This is a genomic window from Bradyrhizobium sp. USDA 4341, from assembly GCF_054063755.1.
In genome coordinates this window covers 6,417,604-6,441,187 of the sequence record NZ_JBSSGO010000002.1, presented here as the reverse complement: position 1 = coordinate 6,441,187, position 23,584 = coordinate 6,417,604, and the positions used below count along the sequence as shown (strand labels likewise).

General features: G+C 65.8%; 13 protein-coding genes. 2 read left to right on the top strand and 11 right to left on the bottom strand.

Annotation, left to right across the window (positions count from 1 at the left end; genetic code table 11):
• Positions 1 to 17 precede the first annotated feature (17 nt).
• From ACVIGB_RS36525 to ACVIGB_RS36480, 10 genes are read right to left on the bottom strand one after another with little or no spacing between them, the layout of a single operon-like run.
• Positions 18 to 656, bottom strand: a complete 639-nt coding sequence (locus ACVIGB_RS36525; RefSeq protein ID WP_456719040.1) for a hypothetical protein — start codon at positions 654 to 656, stop codon at positions 18 to 20.
• Positions 656 to 1,219 (bottom strand): type II secretion system protein GspM, encoded by a 564-nt coding sequence (gene gspM, locus ACVIGB_RS36520; RefSeq protein WP_224944000.1) that lies wholly within the window; start codon positions 1,217 to 1,219, stop codon positions 656 to 658. The genes ACVIGB_RS36525 and gspM overlap by 1 nt, the downstream gene beginning before the upstream one ends.
• Entirely contained in the window at positions 1,216 to 2,289 is a 1,074-nt protein-coding gene (locus ACVIGB_RS36515; RefSeq protein ID WP_456719041.1) for a PilN domain-containing protein, read from the bottom strand. The genes gspM and ACVIGB_RS36515 overlap by 4 nt, the downstream gene beginning before the upstream one ends.
• Positions 2,289 to 3,206 (bottom strand): general secretion pathway protein GspK, encoded by a 918-nt coding sequence (locus ACVIGB_RS36510; RefSeq protein ID WP_456719042.1) that lies wholly within the window; start codon positions 3,204 to 3,206, stop codon positions 2,289 to 2,291. Before ACVIGB_RS36510 ends, ACVIGB_RS36515 begins: the two co-directional genes overlap by 1 nt.
• Positions 3,206 to 3,913 (bottom strand): PulJ/GspJ family protein, encoded by a 708-nt coding sequence (locus ACVIGB_RS36505; RefSeq protein ID WP_092123203.1) that lies wholly within the window; start codon positions 3,911 to 3,913, stop codon positions 3,206 to 3,208. Before ACVIGB_RS36505 ends, ACVIGB_RS36510 begins: the two co-directional genes overlap by 1 nt.
• The gene (locus ACVIGB_RS36500; RefSeq protein WP_456719043.1) at positions 3,910 to 4,314 is read right to left on the bottom strand and encodes a prepilin-type N-terminal cleavage/methylation domain-containing protein; all 405 of its coding nucleotides are present in this window, start codon (positions 4,312 to 4,314) and stop codon (positions 3,910 to 3,912) included. Before ACVIGB_RS36500 ends, ACVIGB_RS36505 begins: the two co-directional genes overlap by 4 nt.
• Complete coding sequence (locus ACVIGB_RS36495; protein ID WP_456719044.1) at positions 4,295 to 4,759, bottom strand: pilus assembly FimT family protein; 465 nt, start codon at positions 4,757 to 4,759, stop codon at positions 4,295 to 4,297. The genes ACVIGB_RS36500 and ACVIGB_RS36495 overlap by 20 nt, the downstream gene beginning before the upstream one ends.
• Before the next feature lie 15 nt (positions 4,760 to 4,774).
• Positions 4,775 to 5,290: a type II secretion system major pseudopilin GspG gene (gspG, locus tag ACVIGB_RS36490; protein WP_456719045.1), complete on the bottom strand. Its 516-nt coding sequence runs from the start codon at positions 5,288 to 5,290 to the stop codon at positions 4,775 to 4,777.
• Between the two features lie 17 nt (positions 5,291 to 5,307).
• Complete coding sequence (locus ACVIGB_RS36485; RefSeq protein ID WP_092123199.1) at positions 5,308 to 6,519, bottom strand: type II secretion system F family protein; 1,212 nt, start codon at positions 6,517 to 6,519, stop codon at positions 5,308 to 5,310.
• Between the two features lie 4 nt (positions 6,520 to 6,523).
• A complete protein-coding gene (locus tag ACVIGB_RS36480) occupies positions 6,524 to 8,200 on the bottom strand; it encodes a GspE/PulE family protein (protein ID WP_456719046.1) in 1,677 nt (558 codons plus the stop codon).
• Positions 8,201 to 8,522: 322 nt separating this feature from the next.
• On the opposite strand from ACVIGB_RS36480, the gene gspD reads away from it, so the two are divergent.
• Positions 8,523 to 10,901, top strand: a complete 2,379-nt coding sequence (gene gspD / locus ACVIGB_RS36475; RefSeq protein WP_456749267.1) for a type II secretion system secretin GspD — start codon at positions 8,523 to 8,525, stop codon at positions 10,899 to 10,901.
• A gap of 13 nt (positions 10,902 to 10,914) precedes the next feature.
• Complete coding sequence (locus tag ACVIGB_RS36470) at positions 10,915 to 11,451, top strand: tetratricopeptide repeat protein (protein ID WP_456724986.1); 537 nt, start codon at positions 10,915 to 10,917, stop codon at positions 11,449 to 11,451.
• Positions 11,452 to 11,553: 102 nt separating this feature from the next.
• Here the strand turns inward: ACVIGB_RS36470 and ACVIGB_RS36465 are convergent, their stop codons facing one another.
• A complete protein-coding gene (locus ACVIGB_RS36465) occupies positions 11,554 to 23,583 on the bottom strand; it encodes a filamentous haemagglutinin family protein (protein ID WP_456749392.1) in 12,030 nt (4,009 codons plus the stop codon).
• Between the last annotated feature and the right edge of the window lies 1 nt (position 23,584).

Sequence of the window (23,584 nt, the reverse complement as noted above, 5' to 3'; positions counted from 1 at the left end):
CGGGAGCGAGATCGCAGTCACCGCTGGATCCGCGCAGCCAACGGCCTCCTGTCGGTACTGACCGGAACGAGGCGGACATCGCCGCTCTCCTCGGTGCCCGGCTGGGGCAATGTGAGCACTGCATCATGCTCGTCTTTCTGCATGGTAACTTCGCGTCCGCTGATGGCTCGCAGCTTCCATCCTTGGAAATCGTCGCCGAGCTTCAGCCGCAATGCGGTCTTGTTCGCTTGGTCGAGAAATATCCCGAAACTTTCATCGTCTCCCGCGATCGTGCCGACGAGCGACAGCGGCGGCGGCTCGAGCGCGATCTTGCGTGGCGGCGGCGGCAATGGCTTGCTGACTTCCGGCTCTGCAACGACGGCCGGCGGCGGCCGCCGCGACGGCGAGAACACCGGGCGGTCGCGGGTGTTGGACAGCGTCTTGAGCGGAATGCCCCACAGCGGATTTGCGCTGAGCGGCCGGGGCGCCGGCGAAGGCGCCACCCGGACCGACGTCACCGGTTCGGACGGCGGCGGTGAACTCAACACCGGCCCACCGAGACGGGTATCGTCGAGCATCCCGGCGTCCAGTGCATCGCCGGATGGGTCAGGCACCGCAGCCGGCGCCGAATAGGCCGACACCGCCAACAGCATGATGGTTGCAGCGAAGCGTCGCATCACTTGGCTCCTCGCCATTGTCCGGATACGCCGAGCAGCACGCGCAGTTTGCCGGGATCGGCGCCCTTCGCCGCCTCGTCGGCGACGGGTTGCACGACCAATTGGTCGATGAACAGGAACGGCATGCCGGCTTCGAGATCGTAGAGCACCTGTTGCAACTGCGCCTGTTCGATCTCGCTGCTTGCGACCATGCTGATGAAGCCGGCCTTCGCGGGCGCGTTGGGAACGTCGAGCTGCGTCGACAGCACATTGCCGCCGGCCTTGATCACCGCGCCCGACACGCGCTGCAGCAGCGTGGCGCCGGCAACCGTGACGGTCGCCCCCTCGAGATAGGCGGAACCGGTCGGCATGGGGGACTGACCGGGCGCGGTATTCGCCTTGGACCGTCCCTCCAGCTGTTCCAGCATTCCGGCCGACGCCGCAACATCGCTGCGCAGGCCGATGATGTCCGAGAGCGACGAGATGACGACGAAGAGCAGCAGCACGAAGAGGCCGAGATAGCTCGCGGTCGCGACCAGTGGCGAAGTGCTGACGGCTGTCAGCGATCGGGATGCTGCGCTCATGAGCCGGACCCAAAGGAAGCGGATATATTGGCCTCGACGTGGAACCGCTCCGCGGATTCATTCGCGGCGCGGGTCGTCGGCGCGAAGAACGTCGCGCGGGTGAATTGCGGCGACTGTTCCAGCAGGCGGATCAGGGATGGCGCATCCTGGGTCAGTCCCACCACCTGCACCTTGTTGCCCTCGATGCGGAGCTCCGTCACATAGGTCGTGTCGGGCAGGACGCGCGAGATCGCTTCCAGAACCATGACGCTCGATGGCGTCGTCTGCTTGCGCTTGGCGAGCAGGCCGAGACCGGACGAGTCGCCATTGGCATCGAGACGCAGCGCGGCGCGGCGCTGCGAGATCCGGTGTTGCAGGTCCTCCTGCTCGGATTGCAGCCAGCCGCCGAGATAGATGTTGAGCAGCAGGGAGACCGCTGCCGTAGCCGCCGTCGAGACCAAACCGATGCGCAACAGGCGCGGAACCGCAGGTCCGGCAAGGCCGCGCAGCGATCTGTCGAGCAGCGTCACCTGCTGCGGGGCGCCATCGCCGCCAACCGCCGGCGCCGAGACCGCAACGGTGGCGGCGCCGAGCATCCTGGCCATCCGGATCAGCGGATCGACCTTGCTCGCCGCGGTCGCACTGAACGCGACCTCGATACGGTCATTGGAGATCGGCTGCGGCGCCCCCCAGCCAAAGACCGCATCGGCGGCGGTCCACGGCGTCAGGCGGTCGACCTGCGCGCGGATCATGCCATCGAGGAAACCGCCCGCCTGGCTCGGGAAATCAAGCACACGGCTGACGACGTGATCCGATCGCAAACGCACCTCGATGCGGCTGCCGTCGAACGCCGTCTTCCACGCTGTTGACAACGGAGGCTGCGGCACATCGTGATCGAGCCGGAACGAAACCGGAGCTGACGGCGAGCCATCTCTCGACGCGGTGGCGCGGGCTGTGAACGTACCGTCAGCATTTTCGTCGAGTTCGATGCTGCGCCGGCGCATGAACCTGCCCGCGACGCCGTCGACGGCAGTCGCGACCGCGCCGATCCATTGCTCGAACCATTGCCGTGCTTCGGCGAGTATTGCCATCAACCTCTCCTCCGCGGCAGAACCGTGCTTCGCGGCTCGACATCGTTCTGCCAGGACAACACACGATATGGCTCGACCTTGTCGCCGAGCGCAATCACCGCTTCAGACGTGGTGCGGTGACCGTTGCGGAACCGGATCGAGATTGCGATCCGGTAGCAAGGGCTCTGCGCGGTCGATGCCGCACTTTGCGGGTTCGGCGCCTGCGATCCGGCACTGAGGCCGCCGTTCGGCGAGGGAGCAGGCGCGCCGAAGCTGTCCTGCTGCTTCCCAGATGCCTTATCCACGGCAAGAGCCACTTCCGGCGCGGCGATGGCCGGATCAACATCCGGACTGCCGTTGAACACCGTCACGAACGGCAACACACGATCGACGAAGGCTTCGGGGATGCCGGCGACCAGCGCCAGCTCGTTGACATGGGTGAACAGCCCCTGCCGCGGCGAATAGCCGAGCGCGTTGTAGCGCGCTGCCTCAACATTCTCGCTGCCCGGCACGGGCCGGGTTCGCCAGCCCACGATCCGGTCGGCGTATTCGCTGGCCGCATCCTTTCGGGCGCCGAGCACGACGAAGAGGCCGATCAGCATCTCCTTCGACGCATAGTTCAGGTCAACGCGGCCCGCCTCCGACGTGAAGGTGATACCGACGCTGGCGTCGTCCAGCCCGAAATGAAACGCCCCGTACTGCGGCCGCGTCTTCTCATCCGTCAGCGTCAGCTGATAGGCGGTGAGTTCGAGCCCGGCCGACACCAGCGCCTCGGTCTGCAACGACAGGTCGCTGGCCGCCAAGGCGCGCGCCGACGCGGCAAGATAGGCCGAGAAGATGATCGCCAGCGACGACAGCGCAAGCAGGATCCAGAGCACCGCAACGATGACGAAGCCGCGATTGGGCGGCGATCGGCCGATATTGCCGGAGACGCCCATCACGTCTTCCCCTGATCGGTGGCACCGTCGGAACTTTGCTTGTCGCCGCAATTGCCGTCCGGCTTGGTGCAGTCGCTCGGAATCTGGACATGGACCGGCGCAATGGTCGAAACCGACAGGACGCGCTGGCTTGCCGCGTCACGCACGGTCAACCGGATCATCGTTGGCAGCTTGTTGGCATCCTTCCACACGCTCTTCCAGGCCCGGTCGGCACCGGCATAGGCGAACGACAGGCGATAGGGTGCGCGCAGCAGCACGACGGGGCTGCCGAGATGCACCTGCTCCGACAGCGACACCCCGTCGGCCAGCGGCGTGAAGCGCGCCTGCGAACGAACCGTGACGAACTCGCTGCGATCCCGGGTTTCACCAAGGTGCACCACGTCGAGCCCCGGCCCCGCATTCGGCCCCACCGACGTGCGCACGAACGTGACCGACAATTCCGATCCGTCGAACAGCGGCTTGTGGGTATCGCGGTTGGCGGCAACGAACTCCGCCGCGGCGAGATCGGCGCCGATCCGCTCCAGCGCGATCCCGATCAATTCGCTGCGCTGGATCCGGTCGAGCCCCCGGTTCCAGCTCGGCAGCCATTGCGCCGTGATGCTGGCGAGCGCCGACAGCAGCAGCCCCATCAGCGCCAGCGCGACGATGGTCTCGATCAGCGTGAAGCCGCGCTCATGCGTTCGCTGTGCTGTGCCTGCCGGGGTCATTCCGAAGACCTCGGCATCAGGCGCACGGTGCGAATGTCGGACAACGCACCGCCCGGAGATTTGACGCGAATGCGTACCAGCTCAGGCGCCCAGGGCACGTTGCCCTCGGGCACGGTCCAGTCGCCACCGAGCGGACTGATCTCGATGGTCCAGCGGTAGCCCTCCGCCTGCCCCGTCGACGTGCCCGACTGCAATTCGGCGCGCGGCGGAATGCCGACCGTCATCAATGTGCGCACCGCCTGCATCAGCGCGACGTGCTGCTCCATGGCCCGGACGCCGCGCGTCTTGACACCCATGACCGCACCGATCGCAACGATCGAGACAGCCACCAACGCCAGCGCCACCAGCACCTCGATGATGGTGAACCCTGCATCCGTGCGGTTAGTTGGCGGCGACGTCACGAGCAACGATTTCTACCCTTCCGGTGAGCCAGTTGACGCGGACCTCATATCCTGCGTCGAGCCGCGTCAGCGCGATGGAGCCGCCGCAGGAACCGCCATTGGCAAAGAAGCGGATGGTCGACAGTGCGGCGCGGCGCTGACAGCTCTGGGGCAGCACCGCATCGAATCGCACGTCATCGGGGATTCGCACCGTCATGCGCGACGCGCCCGAATGGATCACCCGGCTCGCCGCATCGACCAGCGTCGCAACGCTGGTGCTGCGCTCGATTGCGGCATTGCGATCTGCCTTCAGCAGCGTTGCGGTCTGCAACGCATAGGCCTGCAAGCGCGACCGCGAGGTCTGGTGCGGAATGAACGGGAGCAGCACGGCCGCCAGCAGCGCGATGATGGCAAGCACGCACACCATCTCGAGCAGGGTGAAACCGCGCTGCGACACCTCATTCATGCTCGCCATGCATCCCTATTGGTCGTTGTTGGCGGCTGTCGTCTTTTCGAGCGAGATGTCGGCCGAGGTGCCGCTGCCGCCCTCCTGACCGTCGGAGCCATAGGAGACGATGTCGTAAGGCCCGTGTTCGCCCGGCGAGCGATAGAGATAGGGATGGTTCCAGGGATCGTTCGGCACGTTGCCGCCCTTCAGATAGGGGCCGTTCCAGGCGGCGACGCCCGGCGTGCGGCGGACCAGCGCGACAAGTCCCTCCGCCGTGGACGGGAAGCGTCCGGCGTCGAGGTAGAACAGGTCGAGCGCACTGGAGAAGCTCTGCAACTGGATACGCGCGGTCTTGACCTTGGACTCGCTGAGATAGTTGAGCACGCGCGGCCCGATCAGCCCCATGATGAGGCCGATGATCGCGATCACTACCAGCATCTCGACGAGGGTAAAGCCCTCCTGCCCCGGACGCCTTGGTGGTTGTAAGTGCGCCGGATCGCGTCCCGCTCGCAAGGCGAATGTTTCGATGATCGTGTTGCGCGATATCATGACCGATGACCCCTGCTCTAACCGACTAGCTGCGTGACCGAGAGCAGCGCCGTCATGACCGATACGATCAGTCCGCCGACGACGGTGCTGATCGTGATGATCGCCAGTGGGCCGACGATGCCGACGACGCGGTCCAGGCTGCGCTGCAATTTTGCTTCGTAGAATTCCGCGACCCGCCCGGCCAGCACCGGCAGCTGCCCGGTCTCTTCACCGAGCCGCAGCATGCGGACCGCCATTGGCGGCAGGCTGTCCGCCACGGCGAGCGCGTCCGACAATTTTCCGCCATGGCGGACGCGGTCGGCGGCGGCGGTCCAGTTCGCCTCGCTGCCGGTCACCGCCATGATGTCGACGAGAATGCGCAACGCGGCCGTAAGGTGGACGCCGCTGCCGAGCAGGACGCCCAGATTGCGGCAGAACAGGCTTGCGCGATAGAACTGGAAGGCGCTGCTGATGCCCGGCACCCGCGAGATCCCGCTGACCAACGCGGCGCGCACGCGCGCCTGCCGCAGCAGCCACCACGCGAGCGCAATCGTGGCCGCACTGATCAGGCTCGCCGCCGTGGCGTTGGCGCGCAGGAAATCCGACACCGCGATGAAGCTGGCGAGCGCCGTATCCGACTTGCCGCCGAAATCGCCCAGCACGGTCGAGAATTGCGGCAGCACGAACAGCAGGAAGAACAGCATCACGCCGGATGCCGCGACCAGCACGAAGGCCGGATACTGCATGGCGTCGGTCAGCTTGCGCCGCATCTGCTCGGAACGCGCGCGCTCGGTTCCCAGCATCTCGAGCACGGAGTCGAGCGTGCCGGAGATTTCCCCCACCCGGACCAGGGCGATGTACATCGGCTGGAACAGGGTCGGATGATCCGCCACCGCATCGGCAAAGCTCTCGCCGGTGAGCAGGGCCGCGCGGATCTTCGCCACCACCGGACGCATCCGGCCGACATCGGCATCGCCGGACAAAAGCTCCAGGGCATCGTCGAGGCGCGCGCCGGCCTTGAGCAGCAGGGCGAGATCGCGCGTGAAGGTGGTGACCTCGGCTGCACTCGGCCCGCCGAACAGGCTGCGGCCACCGGCTGCGCCGGATGCGCGCTTGTCCTCGGTGGTTTCGATCGGCAGCAGCTTGAGATATTCGATCCGCCGCGCCACCTCAGCGGCCGTCGGAGCCGAGATCGTGCCGTTGACGATCTCGCCGGCCTGGGTCAAAGCGCGATAGCGATAATTGGGCACGGCGTCACCGCACCGTTGCAACGCGGAGGATCTCGGCGGGCGAGGTCAATCCGGCGCGGCATTTGGCAACCCCGTCATCGAGCATCGTGGTCATGCCCGCCCGGATCGCCATCGTATCGATCTTCATTCCGTCGGTTCGCTCTCCGATCAGTTCGCGCAGTTCACTGGATAATTCGAGCAGCTCGAACACGCCGAGACGGCCGCGATAACCGGTCCCGCCGCAACGCTCGCAGCCGCATGGCTCGTGAATGATCTCGCCTTCCCGGAATCCGAGCGCGGCGAGCCGGGGATCCTCGGTGAAATCGGCCGTTGCCAGCGGCCGCGCCGTCTTGCAGCGCTCGCACAATTGCCGAACCAGGCGCTGCGCGATCACGCCGCGCAGCACCGAACGCAGCAGATAGCCTTCGACCCCGAGGTCGAGCAGGCGCGGCACCGCGGCGGCCGCGGTCTCGGTGTGCAGCGTCGTCAGCACCAGATGCCCGGTCAGCGCCGCATGCACCGCGACATGCGCGGTCTCGGAATCTCTGATTTCACCGACCATGATGACATCAGGGTCCTGGCGAACGAAGGAGCGCAGTGCGGTGGCGAAGGTCAGGCCGATCGCCGGCTTGACCTGGGCCTGGTTGACGCCGGGGATCTCGTATTCGACCGGATCCTCGATCGTCAGAATCTTGCGGCTGGGCTCATTGAGGATCGAGAGGATCGTCGCCAGCGTCGTGGTCTTGCCGCTGCCGGTCGGCCCCGTGATCACGACCATGCCGTACGGCAGCTTCAGCAGCCGCCGCAGCTTGGCTTCGTCGGGCTCCGAGAATCCCAGCTTCTCGACGACCAACAGGCCGCGATCCTTGGGCAGGATGCGGATGACGGCGGATTCGCCGTGTTGCATCGGCATGATCGCGACGCGGATATCGATGTCGGTGCGCCCGACCCGCAGCCGCGCCGCGCCGTCCTGCGGCAGGCGGCGCTCGGCGATGTTGAGATTGGCGATGATCTTGATGCGGGAGACCACCGCCTGTGGCAGCACCCCCGACAGCGCCGCGACCGGCCGCAGCAGGCCATCGATGCGCAAGCGCACCATGAGGCCGGCGGAAAACGGCTCGATATGGATATCGCTGGCGCGCAGCTCGACGGCCTTCTCGATCAGATCGTTGACCGCGCGCACCACCGGCGCACCGCTGGCGAGATCGCGCAGGCTCTCGATGTCGTCTTCGCGGGGCAGCGCCGCGGCTGTGTCGGTGGTCTCGGCCTCTTCGGCGCTGGAAGAGTTGTTCAGCGCGATGGCGACGTCTTCCGACGAAGCCACCTTCGCATTGATGCCGGCGCCGAGCACGATCTGCGCCGCCCGCAGCGTCGCCTGGTCGGTCGGGTCGACGACCGCCAGGATAGTGCTTCCATCGGCCGTTCGGCACGGATAGACCATGGTCTCGCGCAGGAAGCGCGGCGAGAACGCCCCGACCAGCGGTTCGGCCGAGGTCATCTCCTGGAGCGTCAGGCGGCCGAGCGCGAAGAAGCGCGCGGCCTCGTCGGCGAATTCGGTCGGCGCGAGGCTGGTGACCTCCCACAGCTTCAATTGCCTGGCGTCGGCACCCTGCCCGCTCCGCTCCGCCGATCCGTCGATCGGCGCCAAATGATTGTTCTGGCGCAGATAATCCACGAACCGAACGGACAGGTCGTTGGCCATTCTCGATATCCCGCCACACTATCCCGGATCAGTCCGTGCCATCCGCCGTCGCGTCGGCTCCCGGCAATTCTGCGGTTATCGATCCGAAGTGTGACAGCTGTGCGAAGTCACATCGTTCGCCTGGCTCAAGAAACCTTGACGTGGCATCGCGGACACGGCGGCGCGCCGGCTGCGAAGATTGGTGCGATGCGATGGTCAGGTCGCGAACGACAATCATGTAACCAATTTATTTCTGTCATGTTCGATCGCTAAGAGTCCCACCGGGGTAGGACCGATCGTCGCACGCCGTCGAAATTTCAGTTAGTCAGAGCGAAGGGCCTTCATGCAACGCGTAGGCACAGTGGGCCGCTGCCCGACGATCCGTGGCGGCCTGGCAGCCATTTTTGCCCTGACGTCGCTGGGGTTGCTGGCGTCCTGCAATTCCGCGACGGTCGGCGAGAGCGTGGACGCGTCCCAGGTCGACGTCACCGACAAGGTGCGATCGCTCGATCTCTTGCCGCGCCAGCCGCAACCGGTGAGCGGGCTGGCGGCAGCGGGCGGCGGCCAGGGCGGCAGCGTCCGCGCGGCGATGTATGAGGGAAGCGAAGTAACCGGGGTCGCCGACGCGCGGCCGCAGCCGGCCTCGAACGGCAATGGCTTCGATCTGAATTTCGAGAGCACGCCGGTTGCGACCGTCGCCAAGGTCGTGCTCGGCGACATCCTGCATGTCGGATACACCATCGACCCGCGGGTACAGGGCACGGTGAGCCTGGTGTCGGTCCGACCGGTGCCGAAATCCGACATGGTCTTCGTGCTTGAAAACGCGCTTCGCCTGAGCGGCGTGGTGCTGCTCAAAGATACTGCGGGCTATCGCCTGACGCCCCTCGGCGACGCGGTCGGCGGCGGCCGCGTCGATGCCGCGGCGGCCAATCCCGAACCCGGATTCGGCATCTCGGTGGTCCCCCTGCAATATGTGTCGGCGCAGACCCTGCTGAAGCTGACCGACAGCTTCGCCACCAGGGCGGGCTCGATCCGCGCCGACACGACGCGCAATCTGCTTCTGATCCAGGGCACCGGCGCCGAGCGCCGCACCGCGGTCGACACCGTGCTCAGCTTCGACGTCGACTGGATGCGCGGCCAATCCGTCGGCATCTTCCCGATCTCGAGCGGCTCGCCCGCGCCCGTCATTGCGGAGCTGGAGAAGATCGTCGATTCCGGCGAGAACGGCCTCAGCCAGAACGTCATCAAGTTCATGCCGATCGCACGCCTCAACGCGGTGCTGGTGGTGACCAAGAAGCCGGACATGCTGCACACGGCGGCGACCTGGATCAAGCGCCTCGATCGCAACGACACCGCGCGCACCTCGGTCCATGTCTACCGCGTCAAATACGGCGATGCGCGCCAGATCGCGCGGGTTCTGACCGACATGTTCCTCGGCGGATCGTCCGGCAATTTGCTCGACAGCGCCGACAGCCAGCTCGCGCCCGGCTCCGGCACCTCGTCGACCTCGAGCGTCGCCGACCGTCTGTCGGCGAACGGCAACTCGGGCTCGAACTCGGGCAGCTTTGCCTCGCGCGGCACGTCAGGGACAGGCGCAACGGGTCAGGGCCTCGGCCAGGGATTTGGCGCCGGCGGGCAAGCGAACAATCCCAATCAGGGCCAAGGCAACAATGCCGCGCTGGATAGCGGACGCGGCGCTGGCTCAGGCTCTGGCAACGGCCAGCCCGTCATGCAGGACGTGCGGATCACGCCCGATGTCGTGAACAACAATCTGCTGATTTACGCCGATCAGGCCAACTACCGCATCATCGAGGCGACGCTGCAGCAGATCGACGAGCCGCAGCTCCAGGTCGCGATCGACGCGACGATCGCCGAGGTCACGCTCAACAACACTTTGTCCTATGGCGTGCAGACCTATCTTACCAGCCGGAACCTCGGCCTGAAGCCGAACACCGGCTCGATCCTCGGCACCCAGGCCACCACCGCACCCGCGACCACCACGGACGCGACCACCGGGGCCGTCTCCGTCGCAGGCTCGGTCACCAATGCCTTCATCAACCGCGCCTTCCCGGGCTTCAACTTCCTGATCGGATCCGAGACGCAGCCGAGCCTCATCCTGGATGCGCTGCATGCCGTGACCAGCGTCAAGGTGCTCTCCAATCCGTCGCTGGTCGTGATCAACAACCAGGTCGCGACGCTGCAGGTCGGTGACGTCGTCCCGGTGTCGACCGGCAGCGCGACGGTGCTGACCGGGAGCAACACGGTGGTCAACACCATCGACTATCGCAACACCGGCATCATCCTGCGGGTCTCGCCGCGCGTCAGCGTGAACGGCACCGTGCGGCTCGATGTCGAGCAGGAGATCAGCAACGTTCCGCAGACCAGCGCGAACAGCCTGACTCCGACGGTGTCGGAGCGGAGGGTCAAGAGCCAAATCGCGGTCGCCAACGGCCAGACCGTGCTGCTGGCGGGTCTGATCAGCGAACAGCAAAGCGGCAACCGCAATGCGCTTCCCGTGCTTGACCAGATTCCCGGCCTCGGCGACGCCTTCGGACATCAGAGCAACGGCACCCAGCGCACCGAGCTGATCATCTTCATTCGCCCGCAGATCATCCGCAACGGTTCCGACGCCCAGATGGTGGCCGAGGAGCTGCGATCGAAATTGCGCGGCAACATCGCAACGACATCGACCAATGCGCCGATCACCACCGCCTATCACTGAGCCGGGCAACACGATGCGCCGCGTGCGCGCGCAACGGGCCGCCCTCTGCGCCTCGCTTGCGGTCGCGCTTTGGGGCACGACCGCGTCCGTCGCGAGCGCCGACAGCGTTGCGCGCGGAACGGCCTCCTTCCATCGCGGCGACTATGTCAGGGCGTCCCGGGAGCTCGCGCCGGCCGCCCACCGCGACAACCCAAGGGCCCTCGGCCTGCTCGGCTTCATGTACGAGCACGGCTTCGGCGTCCCGCAGGCTTATGATGCCGCCGCCGATCTCTACTATCGCGGCGCCGTGCAGGGCGATCCGTTCGCGCAAGCCATGCTCGGCCTGATGTACGACAAGGGCCACGGTGTTCCGAACGATTACGTGCTGGCCTACAAATGGCTCAATCTGGCGGCGGCCCGCACCGGCGGGCGGCAGCGCGATGCCTATCTCCGATTCCGCGATGCGGTTGCCTCAAAGCTCTCGAGGAATGAGATCGTCGCCGGTCAGCGGTTTGCATTGGGATGGGTCCCCGGCCGGCCGGCGCCGGACGTGCGCCTGACGGTCAAGTAGTCGCCGACCGTGTAAGCCGGGGCTGCGCACAAGGCGCTGGCGATTCCGGGAAAGCGACATTTGCATGTGCTGTCGCTTTCCCCGGCCACGCCCCCTCGCGCGTCACCTGCCGGACGAGCCCGTCGCATCGCCGAGCCCGATGACCTGGAAGGCGCTGTTCTCGTTGTAGCTCTGCTTTTCGCGCGGTTTGCGCTGCTGCTCCGGCGGATCCTGTGGCGGGGTCCCGTCACCGCCGCCATAGCCGAGCACTTCGACGATCACGACCGACGGCTGGTCATTGTTCTTTGGCGGTGGCGCCGCGGCCTGCTGGCTGGCGGCGGTGGTGTTTGACGCTGATGTCAGCGCCCCGACCGGCGGCCCCTGCACCGTCGGAATGCCGGTCGAGGTGCCCTGCACCTGGATGTTGGCGGCGTTGACCACCTGCAGCGCGGCGAGATTGACGTTGCCCGACACACGGATGCCGGCTTCGCCCGCATCGATGGTGCCGAGCGGCGCGATCAGGTCGATATTGCCGGGTGGAACTTCCGGAATCGGATTGAGCGTCGCGATGCCCGCGCCCGTCGAGGGCACGGTCGGCGATAGCGTGACAGCGCCGTAGTTGTCGTAGGTGCGCTTGGGCGGGGTGAAGATCGTCGTCGTCTTCGAGCCGCGGCCGGCGTTGATGTCGCCGGCCGCCGACCACGCCAGGATGTTGCCGCCGAACGTCGTCATGATGCGGCTCTGGCCAAGCAGCACGCTGCCGAGCGAATAGATATCGATATCGCCCTGCCCTTGCGTGATCAGGCCCGCACCGGCACCCGGCGTCACGCCTTCCACGCCGACGATCGTCTGCCCGCCCGGATTGAGGATCTGGATGTCGCCGCCGAACTGGGTGTTGATCCCGCCATCGGCCAGGTAAGTGCTGCCGTCGCTCTTCTTGGCGACGCCGCTGAACATGGTGATCTTGCCGGAATATTGCACTGGATCGCCTTGTGCATCCTTGTCCGGAAACAGGGTGGCGATCGCCTGACGGCCGCGCAGATAGCTGCCGAGCCGCGGACTCGCGACCGCACCGGTTTGTTCCCGGCCGCCGGCCGCCAGCTCGGCGAAATAGACCTGACGAACGAAGATGCTCTGTTGCTCGCTGGATAATGCCAGGAAGAGCTTCAAAGCGTCCGCACTCGTCCCGACAAAACCGTACAGCTTGTGCAGCCAGGCGATGAGGGCCTGATCGTAGGTCTGCACCACTTTGCCGCTGCCGGCGAGCGGCGTCCCGCCGGGCAGTTGGTTGGCCGGGTCGAAATAGAGCCTGGCAAAGCCCGCATAATCGGGCCCCGTCGCACCGACTCCCGCCAGCACCCAAATGCCGGCGCCACCCGAAGTATCCGCGGTGTTCAGCACGTTGCCGATGCTGACCAGCGACCCATAGTAGCCCTGATAGAGATTGCGCCCGGCCTGCACGTCAAGCAGGCCGGAGCCGGCGATCGTCACCGACTGATAGATGATGTCGCGGCCTGCTTGAATCAGCGTAACGTGACCGACATCGTTCGAGATCGGGTTGTTGAAGAACACGTCCGGCGTTGGGCCGGTGCCGACGATGTCGCGACCGGCGATCACCTCGAACGGCTTGGCGGCGATGTACCAGGTGCTGTGGGTGGGATTGAAGCCCGAGGAGAAACTGCGGGTCTTTGGCAGTGCCTGTCCAAGCCCAAGGTCGACGATATCGATACCCGCATAGACCAAGGCCGGCTGGTTGTCGCCTGCGTGCAGGTTGGAGATGGGCAAGTCCTCGCCGTAGGCAATCGGATTGAGCGAATTGTCCCGGAAAGCGGCGTTCGCCCAGGCGTTGCTGGTACCGGCGCCGCCTGTGCCGGTGGCAAAGACGGGATTGAATGGCGTCGCCAGCGTGCTCATATCCGCGCCGGACATCGCCACCACCTGGCTCGTGCCGTAGATCGAGCCTGCCGCCAGCAGTTCAAGTTGGCCGAGCGGCGACGGCGTCAACTCGATGGTTGGCGCGCCCTCCCCAAATCGAATATCGCCATTGGCAGCCGCAACGATCAGCGTTCCCGGAAAGAAGCCGGCGCCGTTGGCGGAAATCCCGTTCAATACGGCCGCGTCGCCACCGGCTGCGTAAAGGCTGATCGCCGTCGTTGGCGTCCACAGCGTGAAATTCGACTGTCCGCCGCTCTTGAGCGACATACTGCCGTCGGCATTCCGTACCGTATACGCGAAGCCGTTCAGATCGACCGACGTTGCCATGCCCGCATCACCGGCGCCGCCGAGCACGAGGTCGCCACGGGTGACGACGCTCACGCTGCCGTCACCCGGTATAAAGAGCGGACCCGTGCTGAGTGAGCGCTTGAAGACGTTTGGATCGATAGCGCGCGGATCGTACGAAACGAGCGAGGATCCCCAGGCGTTCTGAGCCAGTGCGCCGACGGATCCGGCTTTGACGATGATGTCGCCGCGCAGGTTCGTGATCGAGCCGTAGTAATCCGGGACCGGCCCGTAAGGTGTCGTCGGCACGAGGGGATTCAATCCACCGCCGACCTTCACAACAAGATTGCCGCCGCCGGTCTCAACAAGGGTGCCGTTTGGCAGAACACGGCCGGTTGAAGCGACCGCCAGATCGAGGCCGGTTGAGCCGCCTCCCGTCACCCCTGCGTTGCCGCCGGCGATCAAGGTCAGGTTGCCGCCGCCGAGCGTACCGATGCCCTGGAATCCGACAAGCTGCCTGGTGTTGACCCACGCACCGGTCTTGGCGAGCGAGCCGAAATTGATCGACCACGCGGCCGGATCGGCAGAGGCACCGCCGCCCTGCAACCGGAACCAGTTGGCGGTGAGATTCGAGTCGACGTAGCGGGTGTTGTTGTCCGCGATCTGAATATTGCCGGTGATATCCCGCTGCGCGGTGAGCTGGAGATCGCCGCCATGTTCGGGATACCACGCGTGCGAGTTGCCGCCGCTGGTGGTACCGACAAGATCATAGGGATTGCTGCCGTCGGCGGCCAGGACCGGCGCCGATTGCGTGCCGGCGGTGTAGACGCCGTACGGCGTGGCCTCGCTGAAGCTTCCGCCCGCCAGCAAGTCGAGGCTGCCGGTGCCGGTGCGGAGCACGCTGAAGAACGAACCGTTCAGCGAGGCATTGTAGGCAGGATCGCTCAGCGTCAGGTTACCGCGCCCGTTCAGCGCCGACGTCGTCTGCAGCGCGCGCTGGTCGGCAGCGGCGAGGTCGGCGCCCGCCACGATGCGAATCGACGCGGAAAGCGAGCCTGGCGCGAGCATCAGGGCTCCCGCCGCAGTGGCGGCGGCTCCCGGGATCGCGGGGGTCGTCACGATTCCGACGGTGGGCACGCTACCCGGCTCGAATGCAAACCCGCCGCTGTTGCTCGCACTCAGTATGGTGCCGGCCGGGATCGTGTCTCCGGGGTTGTAGTTGTTGTTGTTGGTGTCGACCAGCGGTCCCCAGTAGTTGTTGATCCACCAATCATAGAAGGCATCGTTCGGAACCGTCCAATCGTTCACGAGATAAACGTCGGTCCTCTGGTCGAACCAGTAGGTGTAGCCACCGAACGTACGCTTCATGAAATACCGACTGTGAGTGACGTCGAAGATCGTGAAGGTCGCCGGCAACCCAGGCGACGACTTGAACCCGTCCGAGATGCTTCCGTTGACGGTCACGTTACCGCCGGCGCGGACCACGAGGGCCATCGGCTCGCCTGCGCCATAGGCAGTGGAGTGCTGATCACGATCAGCGCCCGCGCCGTAGCGATATTTGGCAAGGTCGATATCACCCGACGTCGACAGGTCGCCGCTCGATGTGATCTGGACGCCCGGTCGCAGGTGGTAGGCGCTGCCATAGGCAGACAAGCCCGCGACGCGCGTCGCCAGTCCGCCGTTGCCGAGCGCGGCATTGATAAAGGCCGTGCTCGCTGTGTCGTATCCGTCGAGCGTCGCCTGGGTGATGGTGCTGCCGCCCGGCAGGTCATAGGTCCAGAACGCGTTGAGCGCGATGCTGTAGGCGCCCTTGATGTTGAGCGGACCTGCCGCGTTAATGGCGATATCACCGGAGGTCTCGCCGGTGCGCTGTGCGTTGAGCACCACGTCGCCATAGGCGCCGCCGTTCGGCGTGGTGAGATCCATGGTCGCGCCTGGTGACAGCGTGAGCGCACCGCCCGCCGCGGTCAGTTCGATATGGCCGCGGTTCCTCGCCTCGATCGGCTGGCCGTAGCTGTCGACCTGCAACACCGTGCCGTGAACATCAAGCACGGCCGTCGGCGCAAGCGCGAGCCCGTTGCCGGCCGAGAGCCGGATCGTGCCGGGTGCAACACCGGATGCATCGATGGCGCCGACGACGGCCAGGCTGCCGTTGTCGGTGGCGATCGTGACATTGCTAGCCCTCACACCATCGCCGACGACAAGATCGCCGTTCCTGATGTCGAAGGCGCGCGCGTCGAAGAAGCCGCCCTGGGTCAGGAGCGCATTGAGCGCGGCGAAATCCGAGCTGGACAGCCGGCCGGCGGTGACGCTGAAATCGCCGCTCGCGTAGCCATTTGTTGCCGCCCCGTTGAGTGCACCGCCGAGCGTGACCGGTCCATTCGCCGCCGCGATGCTGATCGACCCGGCACCGGCGTTGGTCGCGGAGACATCGATCACGGAGCCGGCAAGCTGCGTCAGACCACCCTGCACGCTGTTGAAGATCGCCGTGCCGCCGAACCCGTAGACGGTCGCCCGCTGGATCGTGGACGGTTGACCGCTGAGATCGATGCGGCTTGCACCGTCGAGCACGATATCGCCGGTCGCATTAACGACGAGCTTGCCGCTCGGCAGCAAGATCGTCGTGCCGATGGCGACGCTGCCGCCGGTCAGGTCGATCTCGGTGCCGGCCACCGTCGACTTGGCGAGGCTCGGCGCAGCGCCCGCGGGCGCAACGACATCGAGCGCGCCGCCCGCGGAATAGGCCATGATCGACTTCTGCACACCGGTCAGAAGCGGCGTCGTCAGCGTCAGGTTGCCGCCGCTGCCGCTCTGGCCGAATACGGCGCCGGCATCGGAGCTCGGCGACTGATAGACGAACAGCTTGCTGTTGCCGGCCGAGATGATCCTGGAATTGCCGGTGATGTTGACGTTGCCGAAGCCGTAGATCACGCGGCTCGCGGTCGAGATATCGAGCGAGGCGAACCGGCCGAAGTCGATCTCGTTGGCGACGAGATTAAGGGTGCCGGCTCCGGTTCCCGGGCCGCCTGCGGCGATGGCCGGCGGCGTGGCGCCACTGATACCGTTCCAGGTGATCCTGTTGGCTGCGATGGTGGATTGATCGCCAGCCGCGCCATAGCCATAGATCGCCGACGTGTTCAGCACCAGGTCGACACCGCTGCCGGTGGCATCCAGCCCCGCACTCCCGAACAGATTGATGGAGTTCGCCGCAGCCAGCGTGATGGTCTTCAGCGCGGGCGCGCGATGCAGCGGATCGCCATGGAGAAGCGTGTTGAACAGCGTCTGATCGAACAGCAACCCGGCCGGTGCGGCTGCCGCGCTGACCGTTGCGGCGTCGCCGATATTGATCGTGCCGACCGCAAGCGCGATGTTGCTCGATCCGAAATGGGCGGTCGGATCGATCGTGGAAGCGCCGTTGGTGACGAACGCCAGCGTTCCCTCCGAATAGAGCGACGAGCCGGCGCCGATCGTGATGGAGCCGTTGCCGATATTGGAAGGCAGGAAATTGATGTCGCCGTTGGACAGCGCCAGCACCGTGACCTGGCTGGTGGCCGCATAACTCATGCCGGTGGACGCGGAATCGTACGGGACGGCGCCCTGTCCGACGGTGCTGAGCGTGACGTTGTTGCCGATCGTGATGTCGTTGCCGATGAAGAACATCTCGCCGGCGGAAAGCGAGACGCCGTCGCGGATGAAGAGATGGTATCCGTTCACGCTGTAGGGCTGACCGAGAGTCAACGTGCCATTCGAAATCCCGACCGTTCCATTGACCAGCAGCCGCGGCGCCCTAAGTGCGTCGATATCTGCCGCCCGAACCGAGATACCGGGGAACCCGGCCGTCGGCGCGTCGGCATAGATCTCGCCGACGTTCATCAGCGCCACCTGCCCGGCCGCTCCCCCTTGCTCAGCTTGAAACAACGCGGTCCCGTTGAAGGTGAGCGCGGCACCGCTCGTGGTGGGGGCCGGCGTCTCGAACAGCACTTCCAGCGTCTTGCCATCGCTCGGCAGCAGCGGCCGCAGGCCGCCGAATTGCGTCACGTTCGCAATCAGGAAATCGCTGTAGCCCTGCTCATTGAACTGCGAGTATTTGCGAACGGAAGTGCCCGCGGTAATCAGCGCCGTCACAGGAAGGCTGCCCTTGATCGCGGTGTCGGCGATGCCGGTGGTGACCGAAGTGGCATAGGTTCCGTTGCCGATCGTGATCGGGTTGCCGACCGGCGTCGTGGTGCTGCCTCCAAGCTCCACGCGGTATGCGCCAGGCAGCAGCGCATAGTTGGACGGCAGCAATGTGTACGTCCCCGCCGCCAATCCCGGAACACCGGCAGGAACAGTGATCTGTTGACCAACGACGGGATCGCCGGCGCCGTTCTCGGATGCGACCGGTGCGTAACCTGAACCATAGCCGGGCAGGATGGCGTAGACCTTGTCGCTCGCCTTGCTGACCGGCGTCGCCGGGTTGGCGTTGACGAGCGGCGTGTTGATCACATTGACCGAGCCGCCGCGGCCGGAGACGAAGCCCGCGCCGGTGAGCGTGCCACCGCCCGACATATCCAGGATCGCGCCGCTGGCGACGTTGATCGATTGTCCATCGAGCGTGATTCCGGATTGCGGTCCGTTGGTGCCGAAATTGGTCAGGTAGAGCGGACGAATGCTGGCGCCGTTGTAGCTGTAGGTGACGCCGTCAACCGTGCCGCCATAGGGAATGGTCAGCCCGGCCATTGAGACTGAGGTCACGCTGCCGGGCAGCAGATCGACGTGCGGCGTGAACACGGGCCAGCCCTGGCCAAGGATCAGGGCACCAAATGGCGCGCGCACGATGCCGCCCTGCTCGATCACCGGCGCCTGGAACGCGAGGCTGCCGAAGACGGAGAATGGTGTGTCCGGAATGGTATCTGTGGTGCGTCCGATGGTCAGCGTCGTGGTCGGGTCGGAATTTCCGCTGCCGGCGATGACGGTGGCAACGCTGTTGGTCGCGGGATAGACCTGCGCGGCGAGCAGTTCGAGATTTCCGCTGGTCGACAGCTGGGTCGCGACCACCCCGGGCATCGACAGGAAGCGGATGTCGCCCTGGCTGACCAGCTTGGTGGTCAGGAATCCCGGCGCGTATATGTTGTTCGGCGAGCGCGCCGAGAATCCGATGAGGCCCTGGATGTCGATCTGGTTCGCGTCGGCTTCGAACGTCGCCGTGGTCGGCAAGGCCGCGCCACTGGGATTGCGGATGCTGCCGCTGACGGTCCCATCCGGGATATTGGCCGTCGCTTCACGAAACAGGATATAGGGGGCTGACACCTTCACGCTGCCAGCCGAGGCCGGCATCGAGGGATCGATCGGTCCAACCACCGGAGCTCCCGACGTAAACGCTGCCGCCGTCAGCGTCAGGCTGCGGCCCAGCGCCAGCGAGACGTTGCCCGAGAACTGCATGTAGTCGCCGGACGTCAGCGTCAGGCTGTCGAACCCGCCGGCCTTCACCATGTCGGCGCTCACCGTGGCCTGACCGAACGCAAGATGCGACGCGCCCCTTCCCGGCGCGATATCCTCCGGCAGCGCGGAGTCCTGACGCGCCTGCACCACGGTCATGAGGCTTGGAACGATGACATTGGCCGGCGCCTGGCCGTTGGGGAAGGAATTCCCGTCGAAGGTCGGCGTGGTGAGCGCGATCGAGAGGCTGCCACCGGAAGCATTGCCTCCGCCGGAGAAGGCGTGGATGTCGCCTTCGAGATAGAGGCCGCTCTGCGAAGCCAGCGTGATGGCGCCGCCATTCGTTGTTATTGCTTGCAGCCGGCTCGACGCTGCGGCACCGCCGGCCGCGAGATCGATTGCGACCTGCGTGCCGTCGGCATTGAGTTCGGCGCCCGGGCGCAAGATCACGAAGGCGCCCCCGCCGTTGATGGTGATCGAGCCGCCGTCGGTCGCCCGTCCGAAGCTGCGTCCAGCGACATCGGACGTCTGGTAGGCCAGACCCGAGACGTCGAGCTTGGCGGCAGAACCGACCCAGACAGACACGCCGCGGCCATTGCCGTTCAGATCGAAGTTGCGCGCCGCCTCGGCTGTCGAACTGTAGGCATCGTTGACCAGATTGATGCTGCCGCCATGCGCGGTGAGACTGCCGAACACGTTGATCTGACCGAACGCGTCGAGCGTGATGCTCTGGCCCGGATCGACACTGACCGAGGCGCCGTCACCAACCACGATCGCCCCGCCGCCCACGATCGGTCCGCTTCCGGACTTGATGAGCGATCGCAGCGTGAGACTCACGCCGCCGCGCTGGGCGATCGTAGCCTTGACCGGATCCGCGATGTACAGCGGCGGCGTCCACAGCGTCAACGCCGACGACGGGTCGCTGCCGGTAGCTACCGCATAGCTGTTCGCCGTGAACCGGTAGACCGGCATCGCGGCCGCAACCAGTGTGTTGTTGGCAACCACAACACCCAGGCCGCCGTTGATGTCGTAATTCGAGAAGCCGGCGGTGAAGAACGAATACTGCAGCGACGGCGCAGGTTCGATCGCCACGGTTTGCGGCAACACCGCCGCGGTCGGAATGATGGAGCCGACCGGGTAGGTCATGGGCGTGGAGTAGATCGTTCCGGCGGCATAGGTGACCTGGTAAGGCTGGACCGGAAGGCCGTTCGGAAAGACGTTTGACGGAACGACGGTCCCGGCAGGAATCTTTGAACCGCCTGCCCAGCTCGTGATGGTCGAACCGGCCGGTAAGATTGACGACCCGCACGGCCAACTGCCGTAACAACCGTTGGCCCCACCGCTCGTTGCCCACACCAATAGCCCGGCCGGAACCGGCCAATCCGCCCCGGTCACCCCGCTCGGCAACGTGTCGCTCAGCGTCACATCGGAGAGCAGCGGCGTATCGTAGGTCATCGTGGTGAGGGTCAGCGTCAGCGCAGCCGGCAATGGCTGCCCCGCGGGAATGGTCAAGGCCTGCTTGAGCTTCACCGCAGCCGGCGCCGGCATTCCGGCGGGCAGAATGCCACCGGCCAGTTCGGCATTGTCGCCGATCAGGATGTTGCCGGGCGTCGAGATCGTCAGCGTGCCGCCGCCCGTGACGCCCCAGGCGCGGATCGTCCCGTCGAGAACGAGATTTCCATTGCCCGGCGTTCCGGCATTCTGCTGGGTATTGCCCGCGATAATCGTGACGTTGCCACCCTTGCCGCCTTGCGTCTTGCCGTTGGCAAGAACGGCTCCGCCGGAGGACACGTCGATCACGCTGCCGGCCGCGAGCGTGACATTCTGAAGGGAATTGATGGTGACGTTGCCACCGTCGAGGAAGCCGAGGCCCGACGCGCTGTTCGGATTGGTCAGTGCGTTGACCCACAGGCCGCGCATATCGATGACGGCGCCGGACTCCAGCGTCAGCGCCGCGCCTCCAGCCGCGTTCGTCAGCGCAAACGTGCCGGTTGCCGAGTTGAGAATGTTGCTGACGGTGACGGTGCCGGAGCGCGCGGTGATGCCGGCCGCGATATCGACGGTCGGAGCGATCAGCTTGACCTGCGCGCCCGATGACAATTGCAGCGGCGCATCGATGGAGATCTTGTTGGCCGTGTTGATGTTGAGGCCGCCGAGGCCGAAGCTGTTGAGCGCCGGCGCATCGAAATAGGCGGTGTTGACGCGACCGGCCGGCAGCGCGGATGTCAGGTCGAGACCGCCAGTGACCGGCGCAACGTTGCCGATCGACACATCGGTGTTGTACGCGTTGGCGAGGCCATAGCCATTGTACTGCCCGAGCGCGAGCGTGCCGGCGAGCGGCACGGTGTTCTGCGTCAGCTTGTAGCCGTCGGTGACGGCGGCCGGGCGTTTGGCGATCTGGTTTTCGCCGTCGATCACATTGGCGAGGATCGTGCCCTCGAACACCGAGGTCGGGGTCGCGAGTATCAGGCTGCCGGCGTCGCGGCCCACGGTGTAGCCGTTCTCCCAGCGCGAGCTGCCTTTGCCGAACGGACTGAGATAGACCTCGAGGACGTTCCAGTGCGCGTGATTAACGATGAAGCCGTTCGCCACCGCGACATAGGTCAGGTTGGCCGGGGCATCGTCGGCATTATAGATGCGGCCGTCGCTGCCGAGCAGCAGCGTCTGCCGCACATAGCCGCTCTGATACTGCACCGCTCCGCCGGAGATATTGAAGATCGCGCCGCGCTGCACCACCACCTCCGGCGCCGACAGGGTGATGGTGCCGCCGACCGCGGTCCATTCGCCGATCTTGTGTCCGGTGTTGTTGAGATAGCCGGACACCTCGAGCAACCCGCCCGCGGTGTAGTAGCGGTCCGTCGCATAGCCGCCGGTGCCGGCCGGCACCAGGGTCAGATCGCGGGCGTCGATCCACATATTACTGTTGATGAGCGCGCCGCCGTCGCGATTCTGCGGGCTGTCGCGCAGCTCGTTGCCCTGAACGTTGACCTTGATCGAATTGGCCGACACGGGCAGCACGGTGCCGGTGGTGCCGGAGACGTCGATGACCGATCCGCTTTCGGCGAACGCGCGCTTGCCGGCGGAGGCCGTCACCTGGCCGCCCTGCGCCATGGTCAGCGAGCCGTTCCTGAAATCGATGGTGCCGCCGGTGACGATCTCGATGCGCGACTGATCGGGCCGATCGGACAGCGTCGAGAGATTGTCGAACTGCCTGGTCGCCAGCACATTCGGCTTGACCGAGGCGATAAGGGCATCGCGCTGCGAATTGAGCGCGGTCACGCTCGGATCGATGCCGGACACCAGCGCGGCCGCCGCATCGGTCTCCGGCAGGATCAGGCTGATGCCGTGATTGGTCAGCGTGACGCTGCCGGTGGCGTCGGACGCCGAATTGAGCAGATGGATGGTGCCGCGCTGATTGACCGAGGTGGTGGAGACCAGAATGCCATCCTGGGTGACGGCATGGCCGGCGAGCGTGATATCGCCCTGCTGGGCGAGGACGAGACCTGTGTTGGTGACGGTCCCGCTGCCGCTCCCGGGATAGAGCACCGGCGCGATCTCGTTGCCGCGCGTGGTCGAGTTCTGGTTGGTGTTGGTGCCATAGCCGGCGCGCAGGATGAAATCGTCGCCGGCCGCGAACTGGGTCTGCCCCTTCGGCGTGGTGATGGCGCCGGCATTGTCGACTTCAGTGCCCATCAGCAGCACGAAGCCGCCGCCCGCCGTGACCGAGGACGGCGCATTGGTGGCGATCAGCGCGCCGCTCTCGACGACGATCTTGCCGCCGGCGCCGGTGAAGCTCGGCAGATAATTGGTGCCGCTCTGGGCTGAATAGATGCCATTGGTGAGGAACTGGCTGTCGGCGATATTGGCGGTTGATGCGATCAGCGAGCCGACATTGATCTGGCTCGCGCCACCGAAAATGATGCCGTTCTGGTTGATCACCAGCACCTGCCCCGGCGCGGTGATGCGGCCGAGGATCTGGCTCGGTCCGGTATTGCCGACCACGCGATTGAGCGCGGTCCAGTTGCTGGCCTGCTGGTTGAAATTGAGCGTGGTCTGGCTGCCGACGTTAAAACTCTGCCAGTTGAGGATCGCCTGCGGCGCGGTTTGATTGACGGTGACCGTGGTCTGGCCACCGCTTGCGGCCTGGCTCGGCAGGGCGGCACCTTGCCAAAGGCTCGAACCGGGCACAGCGCCCGGCGCAACCTGAAGGCCGCCCGGCGCGAGGCCGTTCGGCACCGCCACCTGCGGCAACGTGGCCGATCGCTGCGAGGCGGCGGCTGCGTTGCGTGCGGCGGACTGCGCGGCCTGCAACGCCTGGATGGCCTGGGTCGCCCGCGTCAGCGCGCCCTGGCTTTGCCTCGCGACGTCAGTGGCCTGCTGGGCCGCGGCAGCTGCGGCATCGCTGGCGATCGCCGGCGCCGAGTTCGTCGTCGCGAAATTGCCAAATGGACGCGCGGATGCGCCCTCAAGCCCGCTCAGCAGCAGCGCCAGCGTGCTCGTTCCCGCGAGCAGCATG